This window comes from Janthinobacterium sp. GW823-FHT03B06, assembly GCF_058796955.1.
Map to the genome: position 1 here is coordinate 859718 of NZ_JBXAJE010000002.1, position 26501 is coordinate 886218.

Annotated in this window: 31 protein-coding genes; 20 read left to right on the plus strand and 11 right to left on the minus strand. The window is 64.1% G+C overall.

The window, feature by feature from the left end:
* Window positions 1-8 precede the first annotated feature (8 nt).
* The 5 genes from fliS to AC1RBA_RS09880 are packed head-to-tail and all read left to right on the plus strand — an operon-like array spanning window position 9 to window position 3081.
* On the plus strand, window positions 9-455 hold the full coding sequence (fliS, locus tag AC1RBA_RS09860) for a flagellar export chaperone FliS (protein WP_230502636.1): 447 nt from the start codon (window positions 9-11) through the stop codon (window positions 453-455).
* Window positions 456-458: 3 nt separating this feature from the next.
* Window positions 459-785, plus strand: coding sequence for a flagellar protein FliT (locus AC1RBA_RS09865; RefSeq protein ID WP_492417929.1), 327 nt, complete (start codon window positions 459-461; stop codon window positions 783-785).
* A gap of 26 nt (window positions 786-811) precedes the next feature.
* On the plus strand, window positions 812-1990 hold the full coding sequence (gene fliK / locus AC1RBA_RS09870; protein WP_492417931.1) for a flagellar hook-length control protein FliK: 1179 nt from the start codon (window positions 812-814) through the stop codon (window positions 1988-1990).
* Window positions 1983-2309, plus strand: a complete 327-nt coding sequence (locus AC1RBA_RS09875) for an EscU/YscU/HrcU family type III secretion system export apparatus switch protein (protein WP_035821344.1) — start codon at window positions 1983-1985, stop codon at window positions 2307-2309. Before fliK ends, AC1RBA_RS09875 begins: the two co-directional genes overlap by 8 nt.
* 25 nt (window positions 2310-2334) lie before the next feature.
* On the plus strand, window positions 2335-3081 hold the full coding sequence (locus AC1RBA_RS09880) for a flagellar brake protein (protein ID WP_083287058.1): 747 nt from the start codon (window positions 2335-2337) through the stop codon (window positions 3079-3081).
* A gap of 139 nt (window positions 3082-3220) precedes the next feature.
* Here the strand turns inward: AC1RBA_RS09880 and fliE are convergent, their stop codons facing one another.
* The gene (gene fliE / locus AC1RBA_RS09885) at window positions 3221-3523 is read right to left on the minus strand and encodes a flagellar hook-basal body complex protein FliE (protein ID WP_230502628.1); all 303 of its coding nucleotides are present in this window, start codon (window positions 3521-3523) and stop codon (window positions 3221-3223) included.
* Between fliE and AC1RBA_RS09890 the strand changes: the two genes are divergently transcribed.
* The 14 genes from AC1RBA_RS09890 to fliR all read left to right on the plus strand — a co-directional run bounded on the left by AC1RBA_RS09890 (window position 3420) and on the right by fliR (window position 15175).
* The gene (locus tag AC1RBA_RS09890; RefSeq protein ID WP_254670553.1) at window positions 3420-3776 is read left to right on the plus strand and encodes a hypothetical protein; all 357 of its coding nucleotides are present in this window, start codon (window positions 3420-3422) and stop codon (window positions 3774-3776) included. The two genes, fliE and AC1RBA_RS09890, sit on opposite strands and share 104 nt — an antisense overlap.
* Before the next feature lie 75 nt (window positions 3777-3851).
* On the plus strand, window positions 3852-5567 hold the full coding sequence (fliF, locus tag AC1RBA_RS09895; protein WP_070289137.1) for a flagellar basal-body MS-ring/collar protein FliF: 1716 nt from the start codon (window positions 3852-3854) through the stop codon (window positions 5565-5567).
* Window positions 5560-6558 carry a flagellar motor switch protein FliG gene (gene fliG / locus AC1RBA_RS09900; protein ID WP_034754023.1) on the plus strand — a complete coding sequence of 333 codons (999 nt, stop codon included), beginning with the start codon at window positions 5560-5562 and terminating at the stop codon, window positions 6556-6558. Before fliF ends, fliG begins: the two co-directional genes overlap by 8 nt.
* A 43-nt stretch (window positions 6559-6601) precedes the next feature.
* On the plus strand, window positions 6602-7303 hold the full coding sequence (locus AC1RBA_RS09905; protein WP_492418138.1) for a flagellar assembly protein FliH: 702 nt from the start codon (window positions 6602-6604) through the stop codon (window positions 7301-7303).
* Window positions 7304-7392: 89 nt separating this feature from the next.
* Complete coding sequence (gene fliI, locus AC1RBA_RS09910; protein ID WP_227742184.1) at window positions 7393-8709, plus strand: flagellar protein export ATPase FliI; 1317 nt, start codon at window positions 7393-7395, stop codon at window positions 8707-8709.
* A gap of 32 nt (window positions 8710-8741) precedes the next feature.
* Window positions 8742-9182 carry a flagellar export protein FliJ gene (gene fliJ, locus AC1RBA_RS09915; protein ID WP_070220122.1) on the plus strand — a complete coding sequence of 147 codons (441 nt, stop codon included), beginning with the start codon at window positions 8742-8744 and terminating at the stop codon, window positions 9180-9182.
* 19 nt (window positions 9183-9201) lie between these two features.
* Entirely contained in the window at window positions 9202-10494 is a 1293-nt protein-coding gene (locus AC1RBA_RS09920) for a flagellar hook-length control protein FliK (RefSeq protein ID WP_492417933.1), read from the plus strand.
* A 186-nt stretch (window positions 10495-10680) separates the two neighbouring features.
* Window positions 10681-11193: a flagellar basal body-associated protein FliL gene (gene fliL, locus AC1RBA_RS09925; protein WP_070220126.1), complete on the plus strand. Its 513-nt coding sequence runs from the start codon at window positions 10681-10683 to the stop codon at window positions 11191-11193.
* 6 nt (window positions 11194-11199) lie between these two features.
* Window positions 11200-12186 (plus strand): flagellar motor switch protein FliM, encoded by a 987-nt coding sequence (gene fliM, locus AC1RBA_RS09930; RefSeq protein WP_070220128.1) that lies wholly within the window; start codon window positions 11200-11202, stop codon window positions 12184-12186.
* Window positions 12187-12236: 50 nt separating this feature from the next.
* A complete protein-coding gene (gene fliN, locus AC1RBA_RS09935) occupies window positions 12237-12671 on the plus strand; it encodes a flagellar motor switch protein FliN (protein WP_070220130.1) in 435 nt (144 codons plus the stop codon).
* Window positions 12668-13246: a flagellar biosynthetic protein FliO gene (gene fliO / locus AC1RBA_RS09940; protein ID WP_230502624.1), complete on the plus strand. Its 579-nt coding sequence runs from the start codon at window positions 12668-12670 to the stop codon at window positions 13244-13246. The genes fliN and fliO overlap by 4 nt, the downstream gene beginning before the upstream one ends.
* The gene (gene fliP, locus AC1RBA_RS09945; RefSeq protein ID WP_070220134.1) at window positions 13236-14012 is read left to right on the plus strand and encodes a flagellar type III secretion system pore protein FliP; all 777 of its coding nucleotides are present in this window, start codon (window positions 13236-13238) and stop codon (window positions 14010-14012) included. Before fliO ends, fliP begins: the two co-directional genes overlap by 11 nt.
* 10 nt (window positions 14013-14022) lie before the next feature.
* The gene (fliQ, locus tag AC1RBA_RS09950; RefSeq protein WP_034754044.1) at window positions 14023-14292 is read left to right on the plus strand and encodes a flagellar biosynthesis protein FliQ; all 270 of its coding nucleotides are present in this window, start codon (window positions 14023-14025) and stop codon (window positions 14290-14292) included.
* A gap of 16 nt (window positions 14293-14308) precedes the next feature.
* Complete coding sequence (gene fliR / locus AC1RBA_RS09955; protein WP_492417936.1) at window positions 14309-15175, plus strand: flagellar biosynthetic protein FliR; 867 nt, start codon at window positions 14309-14311, stop codon at window positions 15173-15175.
* On the opposite strand, the gene AC1RBA_RS09960 is transcribed toward fliR, so the two are convergent.
* The gene (locus AC1RBA_RS09960) at window positions 15176-15829 is read right to left on the minus strand and encodes a LysE/ArgO family amino acid transporter (RefSeq protein ID WP_070289131.1); all 654 of its coding nucleotides are present in this window, start codon (window positions 15827-15829) and stop codon (window positions 15176-15178) included.
* Between the two features lie 73 nt (window positions 15830-15902).
* Here AC1RBA_RS09960 and AC1RBA_RS09965 point away from each other — a divergent pair, with 73 nt between their 5' ends.
* Entirely contained in the window at window positions 15903-16805 is a 903-nt protein-coding gene (locus tag AC1RBA_RS09965; RefSeq protein WP_492417938.1) for a LysR family transcriptional regulator ArgP, read from the plus strand.
* Between the two features lie 9 nt (window positions 16806-16814).
* On the opposite strand, the gene AC1RBA_RS09970 is transcribed toward AC1RBA_RS09965, so the two are convergent.
* The 9 genes from AC1RBA_RS09970 to AC1RBA_RS10010 form a co-directional block, all read right to left on the minus strand.
* Entirely contained in the window at window positions 16815-18074 is a 1260-nt protein-coding gene (locus AC1RBA_RS09970; RefSeq protein WP_492417940.1) for an MFS transporter, read from the minus strand.
* Window positions 18075-18122: 48 nt separating this feature from the next.
* Window positions 18123-18566, minus strand: a complete 444-nt coding sequence (locus AC1RBA_RS09975; protein ID WP_070312130.1) for a MarR family winged helix-turn-helix transcriptional regulator — start codon at window positions 18564-18566, stop codon at window positions 18123-18125.
* Window positions 18567-18734: 168 nt separating this feature from the next.
* Complete coding sequence (flgL, locus tag AC1RBA_RS09980) at window positions 18735-19976, minus strand: flagellar hook-associated protein FlgL (RefSeq protein WP_070220145.1); 1242 nt, start codon at window positions 19974-19976, stop codon at window positions 18735-18737.
* 51 nt (window positions 19977-20027) lie between these two features.
* Window positions 20028-21995 carry a flagellar hook-associated protein FlgK gene (gene flgK / locus AC1RBA_RS09985; protein ID WP_070220147.1) on the minus strand — a complete coding sequence of 656 codons (1968 nt, stop codon included), beginning with the start codon at window positions 21993-21995 and terminating at the stop codon, window positions 20028-20030.
* 88 nt (window positions 21996-22083) lie between these two features.
* Complete coding sequence (gene flgJ / locus AC1RBA_RS09990; protein WP_099408912.1) at window positions 22084-23010, minus strand: flagellar assembly peptidoglycan hydrolase FlgJ; 927 nt, start codon at window positions 23008-23010, stop codon at window positions 22084-22086.
* Between the two features lie 10 nt (window positions 23011-23020).
* Window positions 23021-24136: a flagellar basal body P-ring protein FlgI gene (locus AC1RBA_RS09995; protein WP_070220151.1), complete on the minus strand. Its 1116-nt coding sequence runs from the start codon at window positions 24134-24136 to the stop codon at window positions 23021-23023.
* Between the two features lie 2 nt (window positions 24137-24138).
* Window positions 24139-24789, minus strand: coding sequence for a flagellar basal body L-ring protein FlgH (locus AC1RBA_RS10000; RefSeq protein ID WP_070220153.1), 651 nt, complete (start codon window positions 24787-24789; stop codon window positions 24139-24141).
* A 50-nt stretch (window positions 24790-24839) separates the two neighbouring features.
* Complete coding sequence (flgG, locus tag AC1RBA_RS10005; RefSeq protein WP_070220155.1) at window positions 24840-25622, minus strand: flagellar basal-body rod protein FlgG; 783 nt, start codon at window positions 25620-25622, stop codon at window positions 24840-24842.
* Window positions 25623-25682: 60 nt separating this feature from the next.
* Complete coding sequence (locus AC1RBA_RS10010) at window positions 25683-26426, minus strand: flagellar basal body rod protein FlgF (RefSeq protein WP_034787153.1); 744 nt, start codon at window positions 26424-26426, stop codon at window positions 25683-25685.
* Window positions 26427-26501 lie beyond the last annotated feature (75 nt).

Consider the following 26501-nt stretch of genomic DNA (forward strand, 5'->3'; position numbering starts at 1 on the left):
GAGAATATATGTTTGGAACCCAACAACGCGGCGTCAACGCCTATGCCAAGGTCGGCCTGGAAACGGGCATCGGCTCGGCCTCGCCGCACAAGCTGATCGTGATGCTGTACGACGGCGCCCTGGTGGCCGTGCTCAGCGCGCAGATGCACATGAAATCGGGCAATGTGCCGGAAAAAGGCAAGTCCATCTCGAAAGCCATCCAGATCATCGACAATGGCTTGCGCGCCAGCCTGGACAAGGACGCGGGCGGCCAGATCGCCGAAGGCCTCGACGCCCTGTATGAATACATGAGCGCGCGTCTGCTGACGGCCAACCTGCAAAACGACATTACCCTGCTGGAAGAAGTGCAGCGCCTGCTGACCGACCTGCGCGAAACCTGGAACGCCATCGGCGCCACGCCGGCCGCCATTCCCGGCGCCGATTTGAAACGTATGCCCAGCCTTGCGAGCGCCTGATCCATGATGACCCATCAAGAAGTCCTGACCACCTACGAAGCCATGCAGACCCTGACGGGCCGGATGGTGACCGCCGCCACCAACGCCGACTGGGACGAGCTCGAAGCGCTGGAACAGCGCATCAGCGCGCATGTGGCCGCGCTGAAGGCGAATGAAGCAAAAGTCGTGCTGGAAAGCGCCGGCCGCCAGCGCAAGGTCGCCCTGATCAAGCAGATCCTGGAAGACGACCGCAAGATCCGCGACCTGACCATGCCGTGGATGGCGCAATTGTCCAAGCTGATCAACAGCACGGGCACCGAGCGGCGCCTGGCCAACGCCTACGGCGTCTAAACGCCCACGGGGCAAGGCGAGCTATCATGTTGCCGAAGATGGATGCGATCGGCATGACGCCCCTGACCCCGGTCAAGCCCACGCGGGCTGCCGATGCCGTCGCCGACCCGCGCCAGGCCGAGTTCCAGCGCTCGCTGCAGGGACTGATCGGCAAATCCATGCAGGGACAGGTGCTGGCCCGCATGGGCGACGGCAGCTTTCTCGTGCGCGTGGCCGGTACGCCAGCCCGCATGCAGCTGCCCGCGGGCGCCCAGGCGGGCACGGAAATCCCGCTGACCTTGATTGGCATCAATCCCCGCCCCTCTTTTCAAATCGGCAATAACCGCGACCAGCCCGCCAGCGCCCTGCTGACGTATGCGGACGCGGAAGCCGAGCCCGAGGCTGCCGACCTGCGCGGCCCCCAGGCCGGCGCCGCCCAGGCCGGCACGCGCGCCAGCAGCACGGCCGCCACCCTGCTCAGCCGCGCACCGCTGACGCCAGCCAATCTGCTGCCCGCCTTGGCCGGCGACACGCCGGCGCCGGAGCTGAGCACGACCGCGCGCGCCATCAGCACAGTGCTCAGCCAGGCTGAAAGCGTGCCCGGCGCGCCCCTGTCCCTGGTCGGCAAGACGCCGCTGATGGCCACGCCAAACGCCGCCCCGGCCCAGGTGGCCCAGAAACTGCAGGATGCCGTCGGCAGCAGCGGCCTGTTCTATGAATCGCATGTGGCCGAATGGGCCGAGGGCAAGCGGCCGCTGGCCTCGCTGTTGCTGGAACCGCAAATGCAGAAGGCGGCACAGGGCGACGTCGTCAGGACGGGCACCGACCTGGCATCGGCGCAACTGATCAATTTGCAGCTGCATACGCACGAACAGGCGCGCGTGCAGTGGCAGGGCGAAGCCTGGCCCGGCCAGAAGATGCAGTGGGATATCAGCCGCGATGCGCCGGAAGGACAGCAGCACGAGAGCCGTGACGCCGACGAGGAAGCGACGGCCTGGCGCAGCAATGTGCGCTTCCAGTTTCCCCTGCTGGGCGACCTGGCCGCGCACGTGGTGTTGCAGGGCGGCAGCGTGGCCATCCAGCTGCAAGCGGGCAGCGAAGGCAGCGCCGATACCTTGCGCCAGCATGCGGCGCGGCTGGAAGCGTCGCTGGCCGCGGCCGGATGGCCATTGTCATCGTTGACGATCGCCGGCAAGCCGCAGGCGGCTGGAGAAGACGATGCTTGACGACACCAAGCGCAAGGTGCCGCAGACAGCCGTCGCCCTCGCTTACCAGAGCGGCACGCCGGCGCCCAAGGTGGTGGCCAAGGGCAGCGGCCTGATCGCGGACCAGATCATCAGCACGGCGCGCGAACACGGCGTCTTCGTGCATGAGTCGAAGGAATTGGTGGCGCTGCTGATGGATGTCGACCTGGACCGCCAGATTCCGCCCGGCCTGTATCGGGCGATTGCGGAACTGCTGGCCTGGTTATATCATATTGAATCTGCGAATGGCGGGCCGATTCCGCCGCCGCCCGACACCAGCGTCAACCTCACCGATACATAGACAGGCATCAATGCAAGCACATATTATGGATTCCGGTCTCGAAAACTGGCATGATTTTGAAGTGGAATCGCGGCGGGAAATCATTGCCTTGCTGCGCGGCATCAGCGAAAAGAACCAGCTGATCCGCATGCTGATCCACGGTGAGTCCGATGTGTGCGTCACGTCCATCCTGGAAGTCGATGCCGACCACAACACCGTCATCCTCGACCGTTCCGTGAACGCCGACCAGAACCGGCGCATGGTGGCCGCCACCGGTATTTCGTTTGAAACCTCGCTCGACAAGATCCGCATCCTGTTTGCCAGCGCCCTGGTGGAAGAGTGCAACCATGGCGGCACGCCCGCCCTGAAAATTGCCATACCTGAAACACTGATCCGCCTGCAGCGGCGCGAGTATTACCGCATGACGACGCCCGTGAGCAATCCCGTGCGCGTCTCGATTCCCCTGCCGCCCTCACTGGGCGGCGCCGACACCCTGTTTCCGCTGGCCGACATCAGCTGCGGCGGCATCGCCATCCTCGACAATAAACTGATGCTGGGCGAAACCATCGGCAGGGACTATCCCGGTTGCCGCATCGACCTGCCCGACGTCGGCATCGTCACCGCGACTTTGCAAATTCGCAATTCGCTGGACATGACCCTGCTCAACAATAAGCTGAACCGCCGCCTCGGCTGCCAGTTCGTCGACCTGCCGCGCAGCATGCTGGCGCACGTGCAGCGCTATATCACGCGCCTTGAACGAGAACGCAATGCGCGCATGGCGGGGCTGGGTTAATTCAATCCAGAGTCAAAGCTTAACGTTTCGCAAAAGCGTAGCGAGCGGCGATGATTTGCGGCCGAGACGCGCAGCTGTGCTATAGCACAGCGAGCATCGCAGGCCGCAAAGCGCGCCGCGCAGTAGCTTTGGCGATACGTTAAACTTGCATATTCATGATCTCATGATATGCAGCAACTAATTTATTCCTTACCTGCACCGTCGCCTGGAATTCGATGCTCGACTTTTGCATCGATACCATCACGTCCGACAGGCTGACCTTTTCGTCACCCATGGTAAAGCGCTGCCCCAGCGCCGACGAAGCCTGTTGCGCGCCGCTCACGGAATCGAGCGCGCTCTTGAAGGCATCGGCAAAATTCACCTTCGCCGCCGGCATCTCGGTCTGGATCGCCGGTATTTTCGCCTCCGGCCGCGTGGCCGCCGACTTCAGTTGCGCGATCATCGCCTCGATCCTGCTGCTATCGATACCGCCTGTTTTCACTTCGCCTCCCGATTCTGGTGTGCTTCATAACTGTTCCATGCCTGTTGCACCCAGAGAACAAAACCCTGGCTTGCAAGGCAACGACGGGTACAATAACTTCCGTCACATGTTGCCAGGGTTCCACAATACCAGCGCCAACGCCAGCCGCTCGGCCGAGCAGGCGGCAAAAGCGCCTTCTATTTGGACGATTGAAGCGCGTGACAGTGGCGGATAATTCTGCATATCGCCCCCTCCTCCAGTGGAAGCGGCCCCCACTCACTACCCAACATACGCGCCCCGGAAGGCAATCATGGCTGTAGCCGAAGAAATCGATGTGAACCGCATACCGCCGGAACCGGCGCCTGGCCGCTCGCCCGTGGAGTCCGTGCAAGCTTTCGCCAAGACGCCGATGGGCAAGAATTTCCTGCGCGGCCTGGGCGTGGCGGCACTGGTTGCCATCGGCGTGGCCCTGTACATGTGGAACCAGCCGCCCGAGTACAAGGTCCTGTTTTCCAACTACACGGACCGCGACGGCGGCGCCATCACCGCTTCGCTGGACCAACTGGGCATCAAGCACAAGTTTTCCGAAGGCGGCGGCGCCATTCTCGTGCCGTCCGAGCAAGTCCATGACGCGCGCCTGAAACTGGCCGCGCAAGGCTTGCCGAAGGGCGGCAACGTGGGCTTCGAGCTGATGGAAAACCAGAAGCTCGGTGTCTCGCAATTCCTCGAACAGGTCAATTTCCAGCGCGCCCTCGAGGGCGAACTGGCGAAATCGATCGAATCCGTGTCCGCCGTCGATACGGCGCGTGTCCACCTGGCGCTGCCCAAACCGTCCGTCTTCGTGCGCGAACAGCAAAAACCGACGGCTTCCGTGCTGCTGAACCTGCACCCGGGCCGCGGCCTGGACCAGCTGCAGGTGAGCGCCATCGTGCACCTGGTGGCGTCGAGCGTGCCGGAATTGCTGCCAATCAATGTCACCGTGGTCGACCAGGCCGGCACCCTGCTGTCGAACCAGGAAAAGGACAAGGACCGCGCCAACGGCATCAAGAGCCTGGACCCGAACCAGCTGAAATACGTGCAGCAATTGCAGCAAAGCGTGATCAAGCAGGTCGAATCGATCTTGCTGCCCATCGTCGGCGAAGGCAATGTGCGCGCCGAAGCGACGGCCGATGTCGATTTCTCGCAAAGCGAACAGGCGGCCGAAACCTACAAGCCGAACTCGCCGCCGGAAGCGTCCACCATCCGCAGCCAGCAAACGAGCGAATCGACGGGCGCCGGCAATGCCAACCCGTCCGGCGTGCCGGGCGCGCTGTCGAACCAGCCGCCAGGCGTGGCGACAGCGCCATTGACGGCCGAGGCGCCGGGCGCCCCGGCTGGCGCGCCGACGGCGCCGACACAGAAGGAATCGACGACCAATTATGAAGTCGACAAGACTGTGCGCTACGAGCAGAAATCCATGGGCGGCCTGCGCCGCCTGTCGGTGGCCGTCGTCGTCAACTACCGCCGCAGCTTCGACAAGGATGGCAAGGTCACGGTCAAGCCGATTTCCCCTGCCGAAATGGTCCAGATCAACAATCTGGTCAAGGAAGCGATGGGCTACAACAAGGAGCGCGGCGACAGCTTCAGCGTGGCCAACTCGCCGTTCGACGGCATCGACCGCGCGCCGGAAGGCAAGCTCGAGTGGTGGCGCGACCCGGCCAACTTGCCGCTGGCCAAGGAACTGGCGAAATTCCTCATCACGGCCCTGATCCTGCTGTACATCTTCATCAAGATCGTGCGCCCGATGCTGCGCCCCGTGATGCGCAAGATCGACGATTTCGGCGCTCCGCCGCCCGTCATCGAGCCGGAACTGGCCAAGGAGGGCGAGGAAAACGAAGTCCTGCTCAGCGAAGCGGAGCTGGAAGAGCTGGAAGAAGATACGGCGCGCGGTTATCGCGAAAACCTGGCGATGGCCAGAAAACTGGCGCAGGAAGACCCGCGCGTGGTGGCCAACGTAATCAAAGCATGGATAGGCAATAATGACTGAGACAACGGGACTGCAAAAAGCATCGATCCTGATGCTGGCACTGGGCGAGAGCGAAGCGGCCGAGGTCATGAAATTCCTCGGCCCGCGCGAAGTGCTGAAACTGGGCGCCGCCATGGCCACCATGAAGGGCATCGCGCACGAGCAGGTGGTCGAGGTGCTCGGCGACTTCCGCGCGCAGACGGAACTCAATTCCACCGTCGGCCTCGATTCGGACGAATACATCCGGCAAGTGCTCACCAAGGCGCTGGGCGACGACAAGGCGTCCGTGCTGCTGTCGCGCATCCTGGGCGGCAAGGATGCCTCCGGCATCGAATCGCTGAAATGGATGGATTCGCAATCCGTGTCCGAGCTGATCCGCAACGAACACCCGCAGATCATCGCCACCATCCTCGTCCACCTGGAACGCGACCAGGCCTGCGAAATCCTCGGCCACTTCACGGACCGCCTGCGCAACGACGTGGTCTTGCGCATCGCCACCCTGGACGGCGTGCAGCCGGCCGCCTTGCGCGAACTCAACGACGTGCTGACGAAACTGCTGTCGGGTAACGAAAACATCAAGAAATCGTCGCTGGGCGGCGTGCGCGCGGCAGCCGAAATCCTGAACTTCATGAGCGGCGAGCAGGAAGGCTCCGTCATGGACAATATCAAGAACTACGACAACGACATGGCGCAAAAGATCATGGACGAAATGTTCGTGTTCGACAACGTGATCGATATCGACGACCGCGGCATCCAGCTGCTGCTGCGCGAAGTGCAGTCGGAAATGCTGATCATCGCCCTCAAGGGCGCCTCGCAGGAACTGCGCGACAAGATATTCAAGAACATGTCGCAGCGCGCCGGCGAGATGATGCGCGAAGACCTCGAATCGAAAGGCCCCGTGCGCCTGTCGGAAGTGGAATCGCAGCAGAAACAGATCCTGCAGATCGTGCGCCGCCTGGCGGACGAGGGACAGATTGTCTTAGGCGGAAAAGGCGAGGATTCGTTTGTCTAATTTGATTCCCAAAGAGCAGCAAACCGCGTACCAGCGCTGGGAAATGACCTCGTTTGGCGACGAGCGCCCCAGCGTGGTGGCGGCGCGCAAGCTGCTCGAACCGGATCCCGAACCGGAATTCGATCCATTTGCCGAGCTGCACGAGGAAGAGCCAGCCCCGCCGCTCGAATACCCGACGCAGGAAGAACTCGACGCCATCCGCGAGGAAGCGCGCGCCACGGCCTTCGAGGAAGGCCGCGCTGCCGGCTATGCGGAAGGCCACGCGGCCGGGCATGCCGACGGCCATGCCGAATCGTATGCACAAGGCAAGGCTGCCTCGGCCGTGGAACTGGCGCACCTGCAAACCATCGCCGTCGATTTCGGCACGGCCGTGCACCATGCCGACGAACTGATCGCCAACGACGTGATGGAACTGGCCCTGCAGCTGGCCAAGGGCATGCTCAAGACCGCCTTGCCCGTGCGCCCCGAACTGATGCTGCCGATGGTGCGCGAAGCCATCGAATACTTGCCTGTGCTGCAACAACCGGCCTTGCTGATGCTCAATCCGGAAGACGCGCAAGTAGTACGCGACGGTATCGGCGATGAACTCGACAAAGGTGGCTGGCGCGTCATCGAAGATCCGTCCGTGGAACGCGGCGGTTGCAAGATCGACACGGCCAGCAATCAGATCGACGCGCAGGCATCCACCCGCTGGCAGCGCCTGACGCATGCGCTGGGCAAAGACCTGGACTGGCTGGCGCCGTGAGCGAGCCCGTCAAAGGCCCCACTGCCCATGCGGCGCGCTGGCGCGCCTACCTGAGCGATTGTTCGGCCGTGGTCGGCTTTGTCGAACCGATGCAAATTTCAGGCCGGGTCACGCGCGTGGCCGGCCTGGTGATGGAAGCGGTGGGCCTGCGCCTGGCCGTCGGCGCCGCCTGTACCGTGCCGCTGCCCAATGGCGGCCGGGTCGAGGCGGAAGTGGTGGGTTTTGAAGGCGACCGCCTGTTTTTGATGCCGCAAAGCGACGTCGAGGGCATCGTGCCCGGCACGCGCGTGTTTTCCGTCGAGCCGGCCATCCCCCGCCCCGGCAGCGTGGCGCACCCGCGCCGCCGCCCCAGCGACCGCGCGCGCCATCTGCCCGTGGGGCCGCAACTGCTGGGCCGCGTGCTCGACGGCGCGGGCCGTCCGCTTGACCAGCTGGGCCCGCTGCACACGACCGACAGCGCCCCCATCAACGTACGCCCCGCCAATCCCCTGGGCCGCGCGCCCATCGTCGATACGCTCGACGTGGGCGTGCGCTCGATCAACGCGATGCTGACCGTGGGCCGCGGCCAGCGCATGGGCCTGTTCGCCGGTTCCGGCGTCGGCAAGAGCGTGCTGCTGGGCATGATGGCCCGCTACACGGAAGCGGACGTGATCGTCGTCGGCCTGATCGGCGAACGGGGCCGCGAAGTGAAGGAATTCATCGAGCAAATCCTCGGCCCCGAAGGCCTGGCCCGTTCCGTCGTCGTGGCCGCGCCGGCCGACACGCCGCCGCTGATGCGCCTGCAAGGGGCCGCATATGCGACGGCGATTGCCGAACATTTCCGCGATCAGGGGCAAAATGTGCTGTTGATCATGGATTCGCTGACCCGCTACGCCATGGCGCAGCGCGAAATCGCCCTGGCCATCGGCGAGCCGCCCGCCACCAAGGGCTATCCGCCATCCGTCTTCGCCAAGCTGCCCGTGCTGGTGGAACGGGCCGGCAATGGCGAGGAAGGCGGCGGCTCGATCACGGCCTTCTACACCGTGCTGACCGAGGGCGACGACCAGCAGGACCCGATCGCCGACTCGGCGCGCGCCATCCTGGACGGGCATATCGTGCTCAACCGCCGCCTGGCCGAAGCGGGCCATTATCCCGCCATCGACATCGAGCAATCGATTTCGCGTGCCGCCCACTCGATCACCACGCACGAGCACCAGCAGCAGGCGCGCAAGCTGAAACAGCTGTATTCGCGCTACGAGCGCAGCCGCGACCTCATCAGCGTGGGCGCCTACAGCGCCGGCACCGACCCCGTGCTGGACCAGGCCATCGCCCTGCATGAAAAGATCGAGGCGTTTTTGCAACAGCAAATCACGGAGCGGGTCAGCATGGATGAGAGCTTGGGGCAACTTACCGCTCTATTCGACTGATTAGGACTTGCATAGCGGGAATATAATCAGCCATGGCTTCTCCTTCCCAACTTGCTACCCTGATCGACCTTGCCCAGCGCGAAACCGACGATTGCGCCAAGCGCCTGGGCGCGGCCCTGAAAGCGCTCGACGATTGCCGCCAGAAGCTCGACATGCTGTCCGGCTACCGCGACGACTATGCCAAGCGCTTCGAGGCGAGCATGAGCAACGGCATCACGCCCATGGCTTACCGCAACTTCCAGGCCTTCATGGTCAAGCTCGACAGCGCCATCCTGGGCCAGCAGCAAGTGGTCGAGCATGCGCAGACGCGCAGCGAGAATGAAAAGATGCGCTGGCAACTGGCCGAACGCAAGCGCATGTCGTACACCACCCTGAACAACCGGGCGCAGGAACAGGCGCTGAAGCTGGAAAACAAGCGCGACCAGAAAGCAATGGATGAGCACGCGGCGAGACAAGCCTATTACAAACGCTAAGCAACACTGAGGCAGCATCATGCAAACCCAGCCAACACCGATTTCCCAGATCATCTCGCCAAACGCCACGCCCGGTGCCGCCAACCGCAGCCAGCCATCCACCAGCGGCGCGGCGGGCGACTTCCAGCGCACCCTGAACCGCCAGATCGAGCAACGCCAGGCCAGCCGTAATATGGCGCAAGCCCCAGCGCCGGCGCCGGCACGCCCCGCCAGTCCTGCGGCCGCGCCAGCACCCGCGACGCCGGCGCCCGCCAATGAAGCGAAGCCGGCGCAAGCGGGCACCGAACAGGCGGCCAGCAGCGAGCAGCCGCCCGCACCAGCTACCGAGGCGGCGCCCCCCGCCAACTGCGACAGTGACAGCGCCACGGCAGAGGCCAGCGTGCCCGCCGTTCCCGCGACAACAGTCACGCCGCCAGCCGATCCGGCCGCCGAGATGCTGGCCCTCGTGGGCAGCATCCAGCTGGCCATCCAACCGCCGGCGCCAGCCGCCAAGGCCGTGCCGGAACTGCCGGCGCGCGCCAGCGTCAAGGCCGACGGCAAGGGCCTGGCAACCGGGCCGTTACTGGCAGCCGGCCAGGGCAGCGGCAAGGCCGCCGCCACCGTCATCGCGCAAGCGGACAGCGGCGACTTTGCCGACAGCCTGGGCCAGGCCCAGGGCAAGGCGGCCGCCACACCAGGCGCCAGCGTGCCGGCAGGCAAGGCCGAGCCGGGCAAGCTGACCGTCGACGCCCAGCTGGCGGCCACCGCCAAGGCGGGCGCCGCCGTAGCCGAACCCATCCTCAAGGAAACGCCTGCCGACCTGAGCCGCCTTGCGGCCCAGTTGCAGCCGGGCGCGCTGCAGCAGGCCGCGGCCGCCGTGGCCGTGCCGGCCGACAAGCTGACGGGCCGGGTCGGCTCGCCGGCCTGGGACCAGCAACTGGGGCAGAAAGTCGTGTGGATGGCGGCTGGCGGCGACCAGAGCGCCACCCTGACCCTGAATCCGCCCGATCTGGGGCCCGTGCAGGTGGTCCTGACGGTCACCAATGACCAGGCCGATGCCGCCTTCATGTCGGCCCAGCCGGAAGTACGCCAGGCGCTGGAAGCGGCCATGCCGCGCCTGCGCGAAATGATGAGCGAAGCGGGCATCGCCTTCGGCAGCGCCACCGTCTCGGCCGGCACGCCGGAACAGCAAAACAACGGCGAGCGCGCCGCCTCGGGCGAACGCCGTGGCAATGCTCAGGGTGGCGGCACCTCCGGCGGCGAGATCGCCATCGCGCCGGCAGCCGGCGGCCGCAGCCGACCCAGCCTGAGTGCCGTGGATACCTTTGCCTGACGACAATTCGTCGTCCGCAGGCCACAGGCGCGCGCCTCGGCATAACTTTTCGTATAAAAACAGCGAGTTGAGGGCGCTTCCGCCCTCTTTTCACTGCATCCTTCTGCGCAGAATTTGCCGATAATGACATAATGGCGTCGTGATCCACTTCCATGCACCCGAGTACCATTGAAAGCAAATCCAAAAATGAAAGCAGATCCGAAAGCAGATGCAGGCCTGGCCCCCGCCGGTGCCTCGAAAAAGAAGCTTCTGATCATCGTGCTGGCCTCGGTGCTGGTGGCCGGCGGCATCGGCGGCGGTGCCGCCTGGTACTTCTTGCATGGCAAGGCCGATAAAGAAGAAGCGGCGCCGAGCAAGAAAAAACACGCCGCTTCCAAGGCAGGTCCGCCCGTTTTCGTCCCCGTCGATGCCTTCACCGTCAACTTGCAGCCGGAAAATGGCGAGCAATATCTGCAGATCGCGTTTACCCTGCAGGTGGGCAGTCCGGAAGAAATGGATAGCATCAAGCTGAACATGCCGAAAGTGCGCAGCCGCTTGTTGCTGCTGCTGTCCGGCAAGAAGGCGTCCGAACTCAATACCGTGGAAGGCAAGCAGCAGCTGGCGGCCGAAATCATCAATCAGGTGAACCAGCCGTTCGAGGACAAAGGGCCGGAGCAGGACGTGACGGACGTATTATTTACCGCATTCATCATTCAATAAGCAGCCATGGCCGATAATTTCCTCTCCCAGGAAGAAGTCGATGCCCTTCTGAAGGGCGTCAACGGAGACCAGGACGACGCGCAGACGCCGGAAGATGTCACGGGAGTTCGTACCTACAACCTGGCAACCCAGGAGCGCATCGTGCGCGGCCGGATGCCGACGTTGGAAATTATCAACGAGCGTTTCGCCCGGCTGCTGCGCGTGGGCCTGTTCAACTTCCTGCGCCGCAGCGCCGAGGTGTCGGTCGGGTCCGTGCGCGTCTCGAAGTACAGCGAGTTCATCCGTAATCTGGTGGTGCCGACCAATCTGAACCTGGTGCACATGAAGCCGCTGCGCGGCACGGCCCTGATGGTCTTCGATCCGGGCCTCGTCTTCCTGCTGGTCGACAATCTGTTCGGCGGCGACGGACGCTTCCATACACGCGTCGAAGGGCGCGACTTTACGCAGACGGAGCAGCGCATCATCCTGCGCATCCTCGATATCGTCTTCGAGGCCTATACCAAGTCGTGGGAGCCGGTCTTCCCCGTCGAATTCGAATATATACGTTCAGAAATGAACACGCAGTTCGCCAACATCGCCACGCCGAACGAGGTGGTGGTGGCGTCCACGTTTACGGTGGAACTGGGTTCCGTTTCCGGACAAATCCACTTCTGCATGCCGTATTCGATGATCGAGCCGATCCGCGATTCGCTGACCTCGAGCCTGCAGGGCGAGGCGCTGGAAGTGGACAAGCGCTGGATCCGCCTGATGACGCAGCAGATCCAGATCGCCGAAGTCGAGCTGGTGGCCTCGCTGGGCACGGCGCGCGTGTCGTTCGACGAGATTTTGAACATGAAGGTGGGCGACATCATCCCCCTGAATATTCCCGAACTGATCGCCGCCACCGTCGACGGCGTGCCCGTGATGGATTGCACGTATGGCGTGTTGAACGGACAATATGCGCTGAAAGTCGAAAAGTTGCTGGCGAATGCCGACAATATGAATAACCATTAAGAAATACCCGGATCGCGCTGCGGTCCGTATCCGTACAACAGGAGAAACACATGTCTGACAACCAAGACGACCAAAGCGCGGAAGACGATTGGGGCGCGGCCATTGCCGAGCAGGCCAAGGCGGAAGCAGAAGCGCTGCAGAACCAGGCCGCCACTACGGCCAGCGCGGCGAGCGCCGCCGTGTTCAAGGACTTTTCCAAGCAGGCATCGAAGTCGGAAACGCACAACGATATCGATTTCATCCTCGATATTCCCGTGCAGCTGACGGTCGAACTGGGCCGCACCAAGATCGCCATCAAGAACCTGCTGCAACTGGCGCAGGGTTCCGTGGTCGAGCTCGACGGCCTGGCCGGCGAACCGATGGACGTGCTGGTCAATGGCTGCCTGATCGCCCAGGGCGAAGTGGTGGTGGTCAATGACAAGTTCGGCATCCGCCTGACCGACATCATCACGCCTTCCGAACGCATCCGAAAATTGAATAAATGAAGCCTGGCCTGTTGATTTCCACCGTGCTGCCGCTCCTGGCGGCATGCAGCATTGCCCACGCGGAACCGGCAGCCGCGTCGGCGCCGGCGGCCAGCGCCGCCAGCGCTTCCGTCGCGGCAGCAAGCGAGACACCGCCCGTTGCCGCAGCAACGGTGCCGGCCACCTCGCCTGCCGCCGCCCTGCCCGCCATGCCGGCGGGCGCGCCCATGACGATGGCGCCGACAAGCTCGGCCGGCAGCCTGCTGCAAACCATCTTCGCGCTGATGTTCGTGCTGGCCCTGCTGATCGGCCTGGCCTGGTTCATGAAACGCTATGGCCCCAAGGTCATGGGCGGCAACAACAAGATGCGCGTCGTCAGCTCGCTCAACCTGGGCGGACGCGAACGCATCGTCCTCGTTGAAGTGGCCGACCAGTGGATCGTCGTCGGCGCCTCGCCCGGCAGGATCAACGCGCTGGCCACCATGCCGCGCCAGGAAGGCGAGTTGCCGCAACTGGCGACGGCGCAAAACGGCCCCGCGGCCGCCAATTTTTCCGAGTGGCTGAAACAGACCATCGAAAAACGCAATGGGAAATAAGCAGCAGATGGCGTGGTCCACCTTGAAGACTCCCCTGACCTGGCTGCTGGCGGCCGCCGCCCTGGCCTTGCCGCTGTGGGCGCTGGCCGAACCGGGCATCCCGGCCTTCAACAGCACGCCGGCGCCGGGCGGCGGCCAGAATTACTCACTGCCGGTGCAGACGCTCATCCTGATGACGTCGCTCACCTTCCTGCCGGCGGCCCTCTTGATGATGACCTGCTTTACGCGCATCATCATCGTGCTGTCCCTGCTGCGCCAAGCCATCGGCACGCAATCGGCGCCACCGAACCAGGTGCTGGTGGGGCTGGCCCTGTTTTTGACCCTGTTCGTCATGGGCCCCGTGTTCGACAAGATCTACACGGATGCGTATCAACCGTATCAGGAAAACAAGATCAGCATGCAGCAGGCGATGGACAAGGGCGTCGATCCCCTGAAAACCTTCATGCTCAAGCAGACGCGCCAGGCCGACCTGGCCCTGTTCGCCAAGATGTCGCGCTCGGCGGCCCTGCAAGGTCCGGAAGACGTGCCGCTGCGCATCCTCGTGCCCGCCTTCGTCACCAGCGAACTGAAGACGGCGTTCCAGATCGGCTTTGCCATCTTCATCCCGTTTCTGATCATCGACATGGTGGTCGCCAGCGTGCTGATGTCGATGGGCATGATGATGATGTCGCCGGCGACGATCTCGCTGCCGTTCAAGCTGATGCTGTTCGTGCTCGTCGACGGCTGGCAGTTGCTGCTGGGCTCGCTGTCCCAGAGTTTTTACTAGGGGAAGTACGATGACACCCGAAAGCGTCATGACCCTGGGCCGCCATGCGATGGAAATCACCCTGATGGTGGCCGCGCCCATGCTGCTCGTCGCCCTCATCATCGGCTTGATCGTCAGTATCTTCCAGGCGGCCACGCAGATCAACGAGGCGACCCTGTCCTTCATTCCCAAGCTGGTCGGCATCTTCGTCGCCATCGTCGTGGCCGGCCCGTGGATGCTGTCCGTCATGCTCGACTACATGCGCCAGGTGTTCACGGGCATCCCGAACCTGGTCGGCTAGTGCAGCGATTGTTGCCATGCTGACCCTGTCGAGCATCGAACTGAACACGTGGATCGCAGCACTGCTGTGGCCACTTAGCCGCATCCTCGGCCTGATCGCGGCCGCCCCCCTGTTCGGCAACGCGGCCGTGCCGGCCACCGTCAAGGTGACCCTGGGCGCGCTGCTGGCCATGATCATCGCCCCCACCGTGCCGGCCTTGCCTGCCATCAACCCGATGTCCCTGCCCGGCCTACTGATCCTCACGCAAGAGATGCTGGTCGGGCTGGCCATGGGCTTTTCCATCCGCATCGTGTTTTCCGCCATCGAAATGGCCGGTGAACTCAGCAGTCTGACCATGGGCCTGGGCTTCGCCTCGTTCTTCGATCCGCAAACCAAGGGCAGGTCGTCCGCCATCAGCCAGTTCCTCGTCATGCTGGCCACCTTGATGTTTTTGACCGTCAACGGCCATCTGGTCTTGCTGGCGGCGCTGGCGGAAAGCTTCGTCAGCCTGCCGATTTCGTCGAGTCCCATCAGCGGCGGCGGTTTCCAGCAATTGGCGGCCTGGGGCGGGGAAATCTTCCGTTCCGGCCTGCAAATTTCGCTGCCCATCATCGCCGCCCTGTTGCTGACCAACGTGGCGCTGGGCATCTTGACGCGGGCCGCGCCGCAGCTGAACATTTTCGGTATCGGTTTCCCCGTCACCCTGGGCGTGGGCTTGCTGGTGATCGGCATGGTCCTGCCCTATCTGGCCACGCCGTTCCAGAACATGTTCCTGCGCGGCATAGAAACGGCGCGCTTGCTGCCGCGCGGCTTTGCCACGCGCGACCGGCCACCACCGCCGGCACCGCCGCATCCCTTGCGCCCGGCACTGCCTGCGCCTGCGCAGCTGCCGACCGCGCGCTGATCAAGGCTGCCAGCCCAGCGCGTGGCGCAACAGCAGCGCCGACAATACGAACATGGTCACGCCGATCAAGCCATCGAGCACTTGCCAGGCCCGGGGCCGCGCAAACCACGGCGCCAGCCAGCGCGCGCCATAGCCGAGCGAGGCAAACCACAGCAGGCTGGCCGCGCTGGCGCCGGCGATGAAGCAGCCACGCAGCGCGCCCGGTTGCTGGGCGCCGATGCTTCCCACCAACAATACTGTATCCAGATAGACATGGGGATTGAGCAAGGTAAATGCGGCCGCCTGGGCCAGGATGGCGCCCAGCGCCAGCCCGGCACCGCCTTCGGCCGCGCGCAGCTGCTGCGGCCGGCGCGCGCGCCGCAGCGCTTGCCAACCGTAGACGGCCAGGAAAACGGCGCCGCCCAATGCCAGCGCACTGGCCAGCAAGGGGCGCTGCCCCAGCGCATGGGCCATGCCCAGGACGCCGGCGGCAATCAGGGCCGCGTCGGCCAGCGCGCAAAACAGCACGATGGCGCCCACATGTTCGCGGCGCAAGCCTTGCCGCAAGACAAAGGCATTTTGCGAGCCGATGGCAACGATGAGTCCCAGGCCCAGGGTCAAGCCCTGGAGAAAGACGGAAAAAACGAGTGGGGTGGTGGCGGTCGAAAGTGTCATGCGGCGATCTTGCCAGCCGCACGCAATGAAGGCAAACTACCTTTACTGCAGTAAGTTAAGGAAAACTTCATTCATGCTCGATTATGCCGCCCTCGCCGCTTTGGCCGCCGTCCTCCGCGAAGGCAGTTTCGAGCGCGCCGCACGCGCCTTGCACGTGACGCCATCGGCCATTTCGCAGCGCATCCGCCTGCTGGAAGAGCGCGTCGGCTGCGCACTGGTCATACGCGACCAGCCCTGCCGCGCCACGGAAACGGGACGACGCCTGTGCCAGCACGTGGACCAGGTGCAGCTGCTCGAACAGGATTTGCAGGGCACCTTGCCGGCGCTGGCGCAGACAGCACTGGGCGTGTCGCGCGCCAGCGTGCCCGTCGCCGTGAATGCCGACAGCCTGGCCACCTGGCTGACGCCCGCCATCGCCGCCTTTGCGGCCGGGCACCCGGTGCTGCTGCAAGTGGCCGTCGACGACCAGGACCATACGGCCGAATGGCTGCGCAGCGGCGCCGTGCTGGCCGCCGTCAGCGCCACGGCCCGGCCCGCATCGGGCTGCAACAGCCGCCCGCTGGGCGCCATGCGCTACCTGGCCGCCGCCAGTCCCGCCTTCCTGCAGCGCTATTTTACCCACGGCGTCGGCGCCGCCAGCCTGGCGCTGGCACCCAGCCTCGTCTTCAATGCCAAGGACGAACTGCAGGCGCGCTGGGTGCGGCGCCTGTGCCACCGGCACGTGGAACTGCCGCGCCATGCCCTGCCTTCGTCGCATGCCTTCGTCACGGCCGCCCTGGCCGGCATGGGCTGGGGCTTGCACCCGCAGGCGCTGATCCAGCCGCATCTTGACAATGGCAGCCTGGTCGAACTGCTGCCGGATACCCCGCTCGATATCGCCCTGTACTGGCATACGGCGCGCGCCGCCTCCGGCCTGCTCGACGGCTTGAGCGCAGCCATCGTGGCCGCCGCCCGCACGGCCCTGCTGCCGCCCTGACGGACCGCCTCAATGTTGGTCGCTGCTGAATGCGAAGCGCCAGCGCCGCAGGTCGACGTTCAGGCGCAACTGGTGATGTTTGACCAGGTAGCGCACGCCGACGAGGGCTGCCGCCAGGCCCGACAGGGCACCGATGCCCAGCGCCCAGCGCGGGCCGAAGGTGTCGGCCACCCAGCCCACGATGGGCGCGCCCAGCGGCGTGCCGCCTGCCGAGATCGCCAAAAGGATGGCCATCACGCGGCCCCGCATGGCGGGCGCCGTCGACAGTTGCACGCTGCTGTTGACGCTGGTGGTAAACGTTTGCGCGGCGATGCCGATGACCACCAGCATCATGCCGAACAGCCAGTAATTGGGCATCACGGCGGCCAGCGCGCAGGCCAGCCCGAACAGCGCGGCCGCCCCCAGCAGCAGGGCCAGCGTGGGCTGGCCGCGCCCCGCCGCCAGCAGGGCGCCGGCCACGGAGCCGCATGCCATCACGGAGCTGAGCACGCCATACTGGCCGGCGCCCGCATGGAAAGCCGTCACGGACATGGTCGAGAGGAAAATCGGGAAGTTCAGGCCAAAGGTGCCGATCAGGAACAGCATCAGCAGGATGGCCATCAGGTCGGGCCGCTGGCGCACGTAGCGGAAACCCTCGCCCAGGCTGGCGCGCGTGGCCTTGACGCGCGGCGCATGGCGCAGCAGTTCTACGCGCAGCAGCAACAGCGAACCGATCACGGCGGCAAAACTGACGGCGTTGATGATGAAGACCCAGCCGCTGCCGACGCTGCTGATCAGCAAGCCGGCGACGGCAGGACCCAGCATGCGCGCCGCATTGAACGAGGTGGAGTTAAGCGCCACGGCGTTCGTCAGATCTTCCTCGCCGACGATTTCAGCCACGAAAGTCTGGCGCACGGGCGAATCGAAGGCCGTCACGCAGCCCAGCAGGAAAGCAAACACATACACATGCCACAGTTCTACCAGGCCGCTGATGCACAATATCCCGAGTCCCAGCGCCAGCAAGCCCATGGCCGCCTGCGTGCACAGCAGCAATTTCCTGCGGTCGAGCAGGTCGGCCGCCATGCCCGTCAGGGGCAGCAACAGCAGTTGCGGGCCGAATTGCAAGGCCATGACGATGCCGACGGCGCTGGCATTGTGCTGCGTCAATTCGCTCAGCACCAGCCAATCCTGCGCCGTGCGCTGCATCCACGTGCCGATATTCGACACGAGGGCGCCGCCGGCCCAGATACGGTAATTGGGAATGCGTAGCGAACGGAATGTGTTGTTCATCTGGGCGTGCGGGCTCCTTGCCGGGGTCGTGGTGAAAAATTCAGCGGATCACTCCGCCAAGCGTTTGAGTAAGGCCACCGCCTTGTCGAGCTCGGTGACTTCGGCCGGCGTGAGCCGGGTTTCGATGGTGCGCGCCAGCCAGTCTTCGCGTGCGGCGCGGCTCGCCGCGATCCAGGCGCGGCAGCTGTCCGTCAGGGTCAATAGCGTCTGCCGACCATCGAGCGGGTCGGGCGACCCCGTCACCATCCGCGCTTGCGTCAAGGCTTGCACGGTGGCGGCCATGGACTGGGGCCGCATGCCTTCGGCGCGCGCCAGGCTGCTGGCGGTGGCGGGGCCGTCGCGCTCGAGACGGCTGAGCACGGACGCCTGCGACATGCTGACGTCCCCCAGGTGCGCCTCTTCGCGCAGGCGGCGGCGCAATTTGCCGACCAGGATGCGCAATTCGCCGGCCAGTTGCAGAACTTGTTCGTGGTCTTCTTGCGCGGTGGTCATGGTGGCCGTGTGGTGTATCAACGGACTCCACTATAACATATATGCAGTTAGACTGCACAGTTTGCCTGCATATATTGCCAGAACAGCCAGATTCCGCGCGCAAAAAAGCCGGGGCGGGAGATGCACTCCCCGCCCCGGCTTGCCGGCCCATCCCGCGATGCCGGTGCGTCAGCTGATGTAATTGAACAGCGACAAGCCCGAGATCGAAGTGAACGATTTTTGCGCCGCCTGCAGGGTCACTTGCTGCTGGCTGAAGGTGGAAATGGCTTTCACCATGTCCAGGTCTTGCAGGTCCGACAAGGTGGTGGCGTACTGGATGTCGAGATCGTCGCCGGCGCTGTCGAGGTAATCGAGTTCCTTCATGCGGGAACCGACATCGGCGCGCACGGACAGCACATTGTCATAGGCCGTATCGAGGATATTGTGCGCGGCGTTCAAGCCGTTCGTCAGGCGCGCCTGGCCCGCATCGCCGCTGCCAGGCTGGCGCAGCACGCCGATCAGGTTTTTCACGGTGGTAAACAACGATTCCTTGGCGCTCGGCTCCAGGGTAAAGCTGTCCAGGTCGGCCGGCTTGCCCGTGATGTTCACTTGCTGGCCGTCGAAGGTGATGGCGTCGCCCGCCTTGTAGGGGATGGGCACGGCAGGATTGGGCACCGTCTGGCCCAGGGTGGCGTCGGTGACGGTATAGGTGGTGACGGCGTCCGTTCCCGTGCCCGTGACCTTGAAGTCGATCGAGTACTTGTGCCCCGTCAATGCCGACGGGTCCGTCACCGTGCCGCCCGAAATCACGCCCGAGCCGCCGCGCGTGAAGTTGGCGGTAGCGGCGGCCGTCGTGAACTTGCCGTTGCCCGTCAGGTTGTTTTCAAACACGGTGGCGCCGGAATCGCTGGTGGCCAGGTAGCGCGCCGAACCCACCTGCAATTCGCGCTGTCCCTGGTCGCCCACATAGCTGGCGCCCGTCGGCGTCTGGCTGAATGGCTGGGTCGTGGATTTGTAGCCGGAAAACAGGTAGCCGCCCGCGCCGTCGGCCGTATTCGCGATGCCCAGCAAGTCGGTCAGCCGGCCTTCCAGCTCTCTCGCCAGCGTATCGCGGTCGACATCCTTCAGGGAAGGGTTACCGGCCTTGAGCACCAGGTCCTTCACGTCGGCGATCAGCGAGGTGGTGCTGGCCAGCGCCAGCTCTTCCTGCGACAGGAAGTTCTTCGCATTCGAACGGTTCGTCACGAACTGGGTGTTGATCGATTGCGACTGCGTCACTTCCAGCGCGCGCGCCGAGGCGATCGGATCGTCGGCCGGCGTCAGGTTGCGGCGGTTCGACGACAGCTGCATCTGCGTACGGTTCAAGGCGCCCTGCAGATTGTTCAGCTGCGAGCTGCCCTGGTCATAAATCATTCGTGTGCTGATGCGCATGATGCTGCCCTTCCAGAAAGCCGCCGCGCGCTATGTCGCGGCAAAAATTGATTAACGTCCCAGGCCGATGACCACATCGAACAGGGTGCTGGCGATCTGCATGACCTTGCCGCACGCCTGGTAGGACTGCTGGTAACGCAGCAGGTTGGCCGCCTCTTCATCGAGGTTGACGCCGGAAACGGCCTGCTGCTGGGTGCTGACCTGCTGCAGCAAGGCCAGGCTGGCCAGGCCGCTCACCTGCACTTCGCGCGTCTTGTTGCCCACGAAGCTGACGGTTTGCGCATACGAACCCTGGAACGTGGCATTGCCGCCATCGAGGATATTCTTCGTCTGCAAGCCCGCCAGCAGCGCGGCATTGCGGTTGTCGCCCACGCCGCCCGTATTGGGCTTGATGACGAAGGTATCGCCCTGCGCCGGCGTGCCCGTCATACTGACATTGATGCCGCCAAAGCTGAAGTTGTCGCCTTCCGTGTAGGGGATGTTCGCCGTGCCGGCCGGATAGGTCGTGGTCGCGCCATTCAAGCCCTTGACCGTCACCGCCTGGCCCGCCGGGAAACCCGTCAGCGAGGTGGTCGCCTTGTCATACGTCAAGGTCAGTGGACCGGTCAGGGCATTGCCCGGCGTCAGGTAGGCCTTGTCGACGGAGCCGGCGCTGAGCTTGCCGGAACCCGTATTGGCCACCGGCGCCGAGGTGGCGATCGGCGCGGCGGCCGCGATCTTGTTGCGGTCGGTGATCAGCACGTTCAAGCCGGCCGCGCCATTCGCCGTGGGTTTGATGACGTAGTTGTCGCCTTGGGCGGCCGTGCCCGAGATCGAGAAATCGACGCCGTCGATGGTTTGCGGCCCCGTTTGCGGATACGGATTGATGATGGTGTGCGTGCCGTCGGATTCGCGCGTTACCACATAATTGCTGCCGTCGTATTTCAGGCTGTAATCGCTGGCCGTCAGCTTGGTCGGGTCGCTGACCTTGGCCGACAGCACCGTGGTGCTGCTGGCGTTGTTGCCGCGGTCGGCACCGATCACGGGGTCGGGTATCTTGAAAAAATCGCCGCCCATGGCGCCATTCAAGTCCTGGCCCAGCTTGTGCTGGTCGTTGAAGGTGCTGGCCAGCGCGATGGCGACCTTGCCCAGCGAGTTCTGGACATTGTCCAAGGTACCGCTGCGAAATTCCAGCAAGCCGCCCAGCGAACCGCCGGTCAGGGAACTGTCCGGCAGCACGGTGACGGTGCTGCCCGTGACATAGCCCACCTCGATGCGGTTCGGGTCCGTCCGCGAAGGCGTGGCCGCCAGTTCGAAGCTGCGGTCCGCCACCACCAGGGGCTGGCCGGCGCCGATGGAAATGGTGACGGTATTGTTGGCGGCGGGCTGCACCGTCGCCTTCACATATTTGTTCAATTCCGTGATCAGCTGGTCGCGCTGGTCCAGCAGATCGTTGGGCTGGTTGCTGGCATCGACCGACAACTGGGAAATCGACTTGTTCAGCTCGGCGAGCTGCTTGGCATAGGTATTGATCACCGTCACATTCGACGTGATCTGCGAATTGACGCCGTCACCGATCTCCGTCAGGCGCGCGCTCAGACCCTGAAAGCGCGAAGCGAGCGAGCCGGCGCTCGACAGCAGCGCCTGGCGCGACGCGACCGACGAGGGATTCGAGCTGAAATCCTGCACGCCCTTGAAGAAATCCTGCATGGCGGGCGACAGACCGGCCGTGGGATCGGCCAGCAGATTGTCGATCTGGCTGATCTGCGTGTAATACGTGTCGAGCGCACTGGTCGCGCTTTGCGCGGAATTGACCTGAGTGGCCATGAAGCTGTCGTACTGGCGCTTGATCTGCGACACTTCCGTGCCCGTGCCGACAAAGCCATAGCCGGCATAGTTGGACTGCGACGTCTGCTGCAGCACCACCTGGCGGCTGTAGCCGGCCACGTTGGCGTTGGTGATGTTATGCCCGGTCGTCGACAGGCCCACCTGCGCTGCAAGCAAACCGCTCTTACCGATGCTGAGTAGATTCGAAGTCATGGTGTCTTATTGGTTACCGTCAAATGTATTTACGGCAGCCGCGGCGAAAACTTGAAGCGCGCGGCTTGCGCAGGGGACAGGCGGGGAATTAGCCGACCAGCGAATTTTTAATAATTTTTGTCAATTTGGCAGCGTAATTCGGGTCCGTCGCGTAGCCGGCCTTTTGCAAGCCCTGGGCAAACGTGCTGGCGTCGCCCGCGCTGGCCAGCACTTTTTCGTAGCGCTTGTTGTTGGTAATCAACTGCGCATAATCCTTGAAGCTGTCCGCGTAGCTGTCGTAGGCGCGGAATTTTTCCACCTTGCGCTGCGCCTTGCCATTTACATATTCCGTGGTGACGGCTTCCGTGACCTTGCCCTTCCAGTCGCTCGACGCCTTGATGCCGAACAGGTTGTGGCTGCTGCTGCCGTCGCGGCTGATGATTTCGCGCTTGCCCCAGCCCGTTTCCAGCGCCGCCTGGCCCAGCATGAACTTGGCCGGGATGCCGGTGGCGCGGCTCGCCTCTTCCGCATGCACGCCCAGCTTTTCCTGGAAGGCGCGCACGTGCGGCGCCTGCGTGGCGTTGGCCTTGTCGCTCAGGGTCTTGCCGGTGGCGGCGGCGCTGCCTGCCCCCTCGGTCAGCGCGCCCTGCTGCTGGCGGAACGCGGCCAGGGCCTGCGCCATGCTCGACGAACGGGGCGACGGCGCTTCGGCGCCGTCGGCGGCCAGCGCCTGGTTCGACGACGACAATTGACGGATCAGCACGTCCGCCAGGCCCGTGCCCCGCTTGGCCAGGTTCTGGCTCGTCTGCTGGTCCAGCATCGAGGTGTACATCTTGCTCTGCTGGCTATCCATGATGCCGTCCTGCGGCGTGGCCTCGCGCATGCTTTTCATCATCATGTTGATGAACATGGCTTCGAATTGCGTGGCCGCCTCTTTCAGGGCGGCGGGGTCCTTCGCCTTGGCGGACTGGCGCAAGCCATCCATGCCCTTGACGTCATAGGCGGCGGTATTGCTGAGGTCGGTTTGGCTGATCATGGCGTGTCCATCAAATGATTTCGAGTTCGGCGCGCAGCGAACCTGCCGCCTTCATCGCCTGCAGGATGGCCAGCAAGTCTTGCGGCGAGGCGCCGATGGCATTCAAGGCCTTGACCACGTCGGACAGCGAAGCGCCGCCCTTGACCAGCATCACCTTGCCCGGTTCCTTCTTGATATCGATCTGCGCCGTCTGCGTGACCACCGTGCGTCCGCCCGACAGCGGCGCCGGCTGGCTTACCTGCGGCTCGACATTGATGGTGACGGACAGGTTGCCATGCGAAATGGCGCACGTTTCCAGCGTCACGGACTGGTTCATCACGACGGAACCGGTGCGCGCATTCATGATGACCTTGGCCGCCAGGCGGGCCGGATTGACTTCGATGCTTTCCAGCTGGCCCAGGAAGGACACGCGCTGGTCGCTGCCGCCCGGCGACTGCACCTGGATCACGCGCCCGTCCAGCGCGGCGGCCGTGCCGGCGCCGTAGCGGCTGTTGATGGCGTCGACCACGCGGCTGGCCGTGGCGAAATCGGTGGCGTTCAATTCCAGGCGTATCGTGTTGTTGGCGCCCAGCACCGAAGGCACGGTACGCTCGACCGTGGCGCCGCCCGAAATGCGGCCCACGCTCAGGTGATTGATGACGACGGAGCTGCCGGCCGCCTGCGCGCCCACGCCGCCCACCAGCACGTTGCCCTGCGCCATGCCGTACACCTGGCCGTCGGCGCCCTTCAATGGCGTCATCAATAAAGTGCCGCCGCGCAAACTTTTCGCATTGCCCATCGACGAGACCGTCACGTCGAGCAGCTGGCCCGGTTGGGCAAACGCGGGCAAGGCCGTCGTCACCATCACGGCGGCCACGTTTTTCAGCTGCAAACTGGTGCCTTGCGGCAAGTTAATGCCCTGCTGCTGCAGCATCGCCGCCACGCTCTGGATGGTGAATGGCGTTTGCGTGGTCTGGTCGCCGCTGCCGTCGAGGCCGACGACGAGGCCATAGCCCATCAGCTGATTCTGGCGCACGCCGGCGATGCTGGCCAGGTCCTTGATGCGCTCGGCCTGCGCCACGGGCGCCAGCAGGGAGATGGCCAGGCCGAAAACAGCGGCAAAGCGGGGGAAAGTAAAAGTGGCCATGATCAGAACGGCAGCAGGCTGAGGAAGAAGCGCGACGCCATCGAGGCCATTTCGGCGCGGTCGATCTGACTGTTGGTACGGTATTCGACGCGCGCGTCGGCCACCTGGGTCGATGGCACGACGTTGCCCGTGCCGATGGTATCGGGATTGACCATGCCCGAGAAGCGGATGAATTCCGTGCCCTTGTTCATGGCGATCTGTTTCTCGCCGGCCACGATCAGATTACCGTTCGGCAGCACTTCAATCACCGTCACGCCGATCGTGCCGGAAAAGGTATTGCTGGCGGACTGGTTGTCGCCGTCCGCAAACTTGGTGGCGCCATTCGCCGAGACGGTGCCGCCCAGACGGCCCTGCAGCATGCCTGGCGTGGAAAAGCCCACGCTGCCCGACTTGTTGCCGGAACTGGCGCCCGCCTTGACGGCATTCGTGCGCTCGGTGATGGCGATCGTCATGGTGTCGCCCACGTGGCGCGCGCGGCGGTCTTCGAAGGCGGGACGGTAGGTCGACGGCTGGTAGATGGAACCATTGCTGACGACCACGGGTTCGGGCATCGGCGCGCGCGTGGTGGTCGGGTACTGCACGATCGAGGTGGGCGTGATGGCGCAGCCGGACAGCAGGACTGCGGACAACAGGGCGATGATGGGGTATTGCATGACGAACCTCCGCTGCCATCCGGCGGCGGATGGCATGACGACTATGAAAATTAAAGTTGCGACAATTTCTGCAGCATTTGATCGGACGTGGTGATGGCCTTGCTGTTGATCTCGTAAGCGCGCTGCGTCTGGATCATGTTGACCATTTCCTCGGCCACGTTGACGTTCGACGTTTCGATATAGCCCTGCATCAGCACGCCGGCGCCGTTGGTGCCCGGGGTGTTGGTCTGCGCCACGCCGGAGGCGCCCGTTTCCATGTACAGGTTTTCGCCCTTCGATTCCAGGCCGGCCGGATTGACGAAGGTGGTCAGCTGCAGCGAGCCGATTTGCGATGGTGCAACAGTGTCGGGCAAGGTGACGGAGACGGTGCCGTCGCGCGCCACGGTCAGGCTCAGCGCATTGGTCGGCACGGTGATGGCGGGCTGGATGACGAAACCTTCGGAAGTGACGAGCTGGCCGTTGGCATCGGTCTGGAAGGAGCCGTCACGCGTGTAGGCGGTGGCGCCGTCCGGCAGCAGCACCTGGAAAAAGCCGGTGCCGTTGACCATCACATCGCGTGAATTGCCCGACGCCTGGGGATTGCCCTGCGTATGGATGCGTTCGGTAGCCACGGTGCGTACGCCCGTGCCGATCTGCAGGCCCGATGGCAGCTGGGTCTGCTGCGACGATTGCGCGCCCGGCTGGCGCACATTTTGATACAGCAAGTCTTCAAACACGGCGCGCGACTTCTTGAAGCCCGTGGTGCTGACGTTGGCCAGGTTATTGGCGATCACGTCCATCTGCGTCTGCTGCGCTTCCAGGCCGGTTTTGGCAATCCAAAGGGAACGAATCATGATTTTTCTCCAATAACAGCGCTAGACTATTTCTATGTGACCATTATGCGGTGGTCCCCATCAATTCAAAGCGAGGATCTGGGTGGCTTTCGCCGCGTTATTCTCGGCATTCTTCAACAAGCTCATTTGCGTTTCGAACTGGCGCGCCAGGGCGATCATGCTGACCATGGAGTCGACGGGGCTGACATTGCTGCCTTCCAGGGCACCGGTGGTCAGCTTGACGGCCTGGTCGGCCTGCGCCACCGTGCCATCCTTCAGACGGAACAGGCCGTCGTCGCCGCGCACCAGTTGCTGCTCGGGCGGGTTGACCAGCTTGATGCGTCCCAACACCGTCGACGGGCCTGGCGGCACGTCCGTGGATATCGTGCCCACCGTACCGTCGCTGGCGATGGCCACCGTCACGCCGGGCGGAATGGCCATGGGGCCCGTATCGCCCTGCACCATCAGGCCCGACTGCGTCTGCAGCATGCCGTTTTCATTGAGCTTCAGGGCGCCGTTGCGCGTGTAGGCTTCGGAACCGTCGGCCGACTGCACCGCGATCCAGCCGCCGTTTTCCACGGCCACGTCGAGCGCGCGGCCCGTGTGCTGCATCGGGCCTTGCGTGAAGTCGGAACCGACCGTCGAATCGACGACGAAGGCGCGCGTCGGCATCATGCCGTCGGCCACCACGGGCACGGCGCGGAACGAGTCGAGCTGAGCGCGGAAACCCGTGCTGGTGGCGTTCGCCAGGTTGTTCGCCGTGGTCGCCTGCTTGTCCAGGATGTGCTTGGCGCCGGAGCCGGCGGTGTAGATGAGACGGTCCATTTTTTATTTCTCCTGTTGCCTTCAACCCAAGGCAGAAAGCTGGGGTCAGACCCGGCGGGTCTGACCCCGGTACTA

Coding starts and splice junctions, on each gene's coding strand:
- AC1RBA_RS09875 (WP_035821344.1), top strand. CDS start 1,983: ATGCTTGACGACACCAAGCGCAAGGTGCCGCAGACAGCCGTCGCCCTC.
- fliQ (WP_034754044.1), top strand. CDS start 14,023: ATGACACCCGAAAGCGTCATGACCCTGGGCCGCCATGCGATGGAAATC.
- fliN (WP_070220130.1), top strand. CDS start 12,237: ATGTCTGACAACCAAGACGACCAAAGCGCGGAAGACGATTGGGGCGCG.
- fliG (WP_034754023.1), top strand. CDS start 5,560: ATGACTGAGACAACGGGACTGCAAAAAGCATCGATCCTGATGCTGGCA.
- AC1RBA_RS10000 (WP_070220153.1), bottom strand. CDS start 24,789: ATGCAATACCCCATCATCGCCCTGTTGTCCGCAGTCCTGCTGTCCGGC.
- fliP (WP_070220134.1), top strand. CDS start 13,236: ATGGGAAATAAGCAGCAGATGGCGTGGTCCACCTTGAAGACTCCCCTG.
- AC1RBA_RS09905 (WP_492418138.1), top strand. CDS start 6,602: ATGACCTCGTTTGGCGACGAGCGCCCCAGCGTGGTGGCGGCGCGCAAG.
- AC1RBA_RS09975 (WP_070312130.1), bottom strand. CDS start 18,566: ATGACCACCGCGCAAGAAGACCACGAACAAGTTCTGCAACTGGCCGGC.
- AC1RBA_RS09880 (WP_083287058.1), top strand. CDS start 2,335: ATGGATTCCGGTCTCGAAAACTGGCATGATTTTGAAGTGGAATCGCGG.
- fliE (WP_230502628.1), bottom strand. CDS start 3,523: ATGATCGCGCAACTGAAGTCGGCGGCCACGCGGCCGGAGGCGAAAATA.
- fliS (WP_230502636.1), top strand. CDS start 9: ATGTTTGGAACCCAACAACGCGGCGTCAACGCCTATGCCAAGGTCGGC.
- AC1RBA_RS09865 (WP_492417929.1), top strand. CDS start 459: ATGATGACCCATCAAGAAGTCCTGACCACCTACGAAGCCATGCAGACC.
- fliF (WP_070289137.1), top strand. CDS start 3,852: ATGGCTGTAGCCGAAGAAATCGATGTGAACCGCATACCGCCGGAACCG.
- AC1RBA_RS09960 (WP_070289131.1), bottom strand. CDS start 15,829: ATGACACTTTCGACCGCCACCACCCCACTCGTTTTTTCCGTCTTTCTC.
- flgL (WP_070220145.1), bottom strand. CDS start 19,976: ATGCGCATCAGCACACGAATGATTTATGACCAGGGCAGCTCGCAGCTG.
- fliI (WP_227742184.1), top strand. CDS start 7,393: ATGCAAATTTCAGGCCGGGTCACGCGCGTGGCCGGCCTGGTGATGGAA.
- AC1RBA_RS10010 (WP_034787153.1), bottom strand. CDS start 26,426: ATGGACCGTCTCATCTACACCGCCGGCTCCGGCGCCAAGCACATCCTG.
- AC1RBA_RS09970 (WP_492417940.1), bottom strand. CDS start 18,074: ATGAACAACACATTCCGTTCGCTACGCATTCCCAATTACCGTATCTGG.
- flgJ (WP_099408912.1), bottom strand. CDS start 23,010: ATGATCAGCCAAACCGACCTCAGCAATACCGCCGCCTATGACGTCAAG.
- flgG (WP_070220155.1), bottom strand. CDS start 25,622: ATGATTCGTTCCCTTTGGATTGCCAAAACCGGCCTGGAAGCGCAGCAG.
- fliM (WP_070220128.1), top strand. CDS start 11,200: ATGGCCGATAATTTCCTCTCCCAGGAAGAAGTCGATGCCCTTCTGAAG.
- AC1RBA_RS09920 (WP_492417933.1), top strand. CDS start 9,202: ATGCAAACCCAGCCAACACCGATTTCCCAGATCATCTCGCCAAACGCC.
- fliK (WP_492417931.1), top strand. CDS start 812: ATGTTGCCGAAGATGGATGCGATCGGCATGACGCCCCTGACCCCGGTC.
- fliJ (WP_070220122.1), top strand. CDS start 8,742: ATGGCTTCTCCTTCCCAACTTGCTACCCTGATCGACCTTGCCCAGCGC.
- flgK (WP_070220147.1), bottom strand. CDS start 21,995: ATGACTTCGAATCTACTCAGCATCGGTAAGAGCGGTTTGCTTGCAGCG.
- AC1RBA_RS09995 (WP_070220151.1), bottom strand. CDS start 24,136: ATGGCCACTTTTACTTTCCCCCGCTTTGCCGCTGTTTTCGGCCTGGCC.
- fliR (WP_492417936.1), top strand. CDS start 14,309: ATGCTGACCCTGTCGAGCATCGAACTGAACACGTGGATCGCAGCACTG.
- fliL (WP_070220126.1), top strand. CDS start 10,681: ATGAAAGCAGATCCGAAAGCAGATGCAGGCCTGGCCCCCGCCGGTGCC.
- AC1RBA_RS09965 (WP_492417938.1), top strand. CDS start 15,903: ATGCTCGATTATGCCGCCCTCGCCGCTTTGGCCGCCGTCCTCCGCGAA.
- fliO (WP_230502624.1), top strand. CDS start 12,668: ATGAAGCCTGGCCTGTTGATTTCCACCGTGCTGCCGCTCCTGGCGGCA.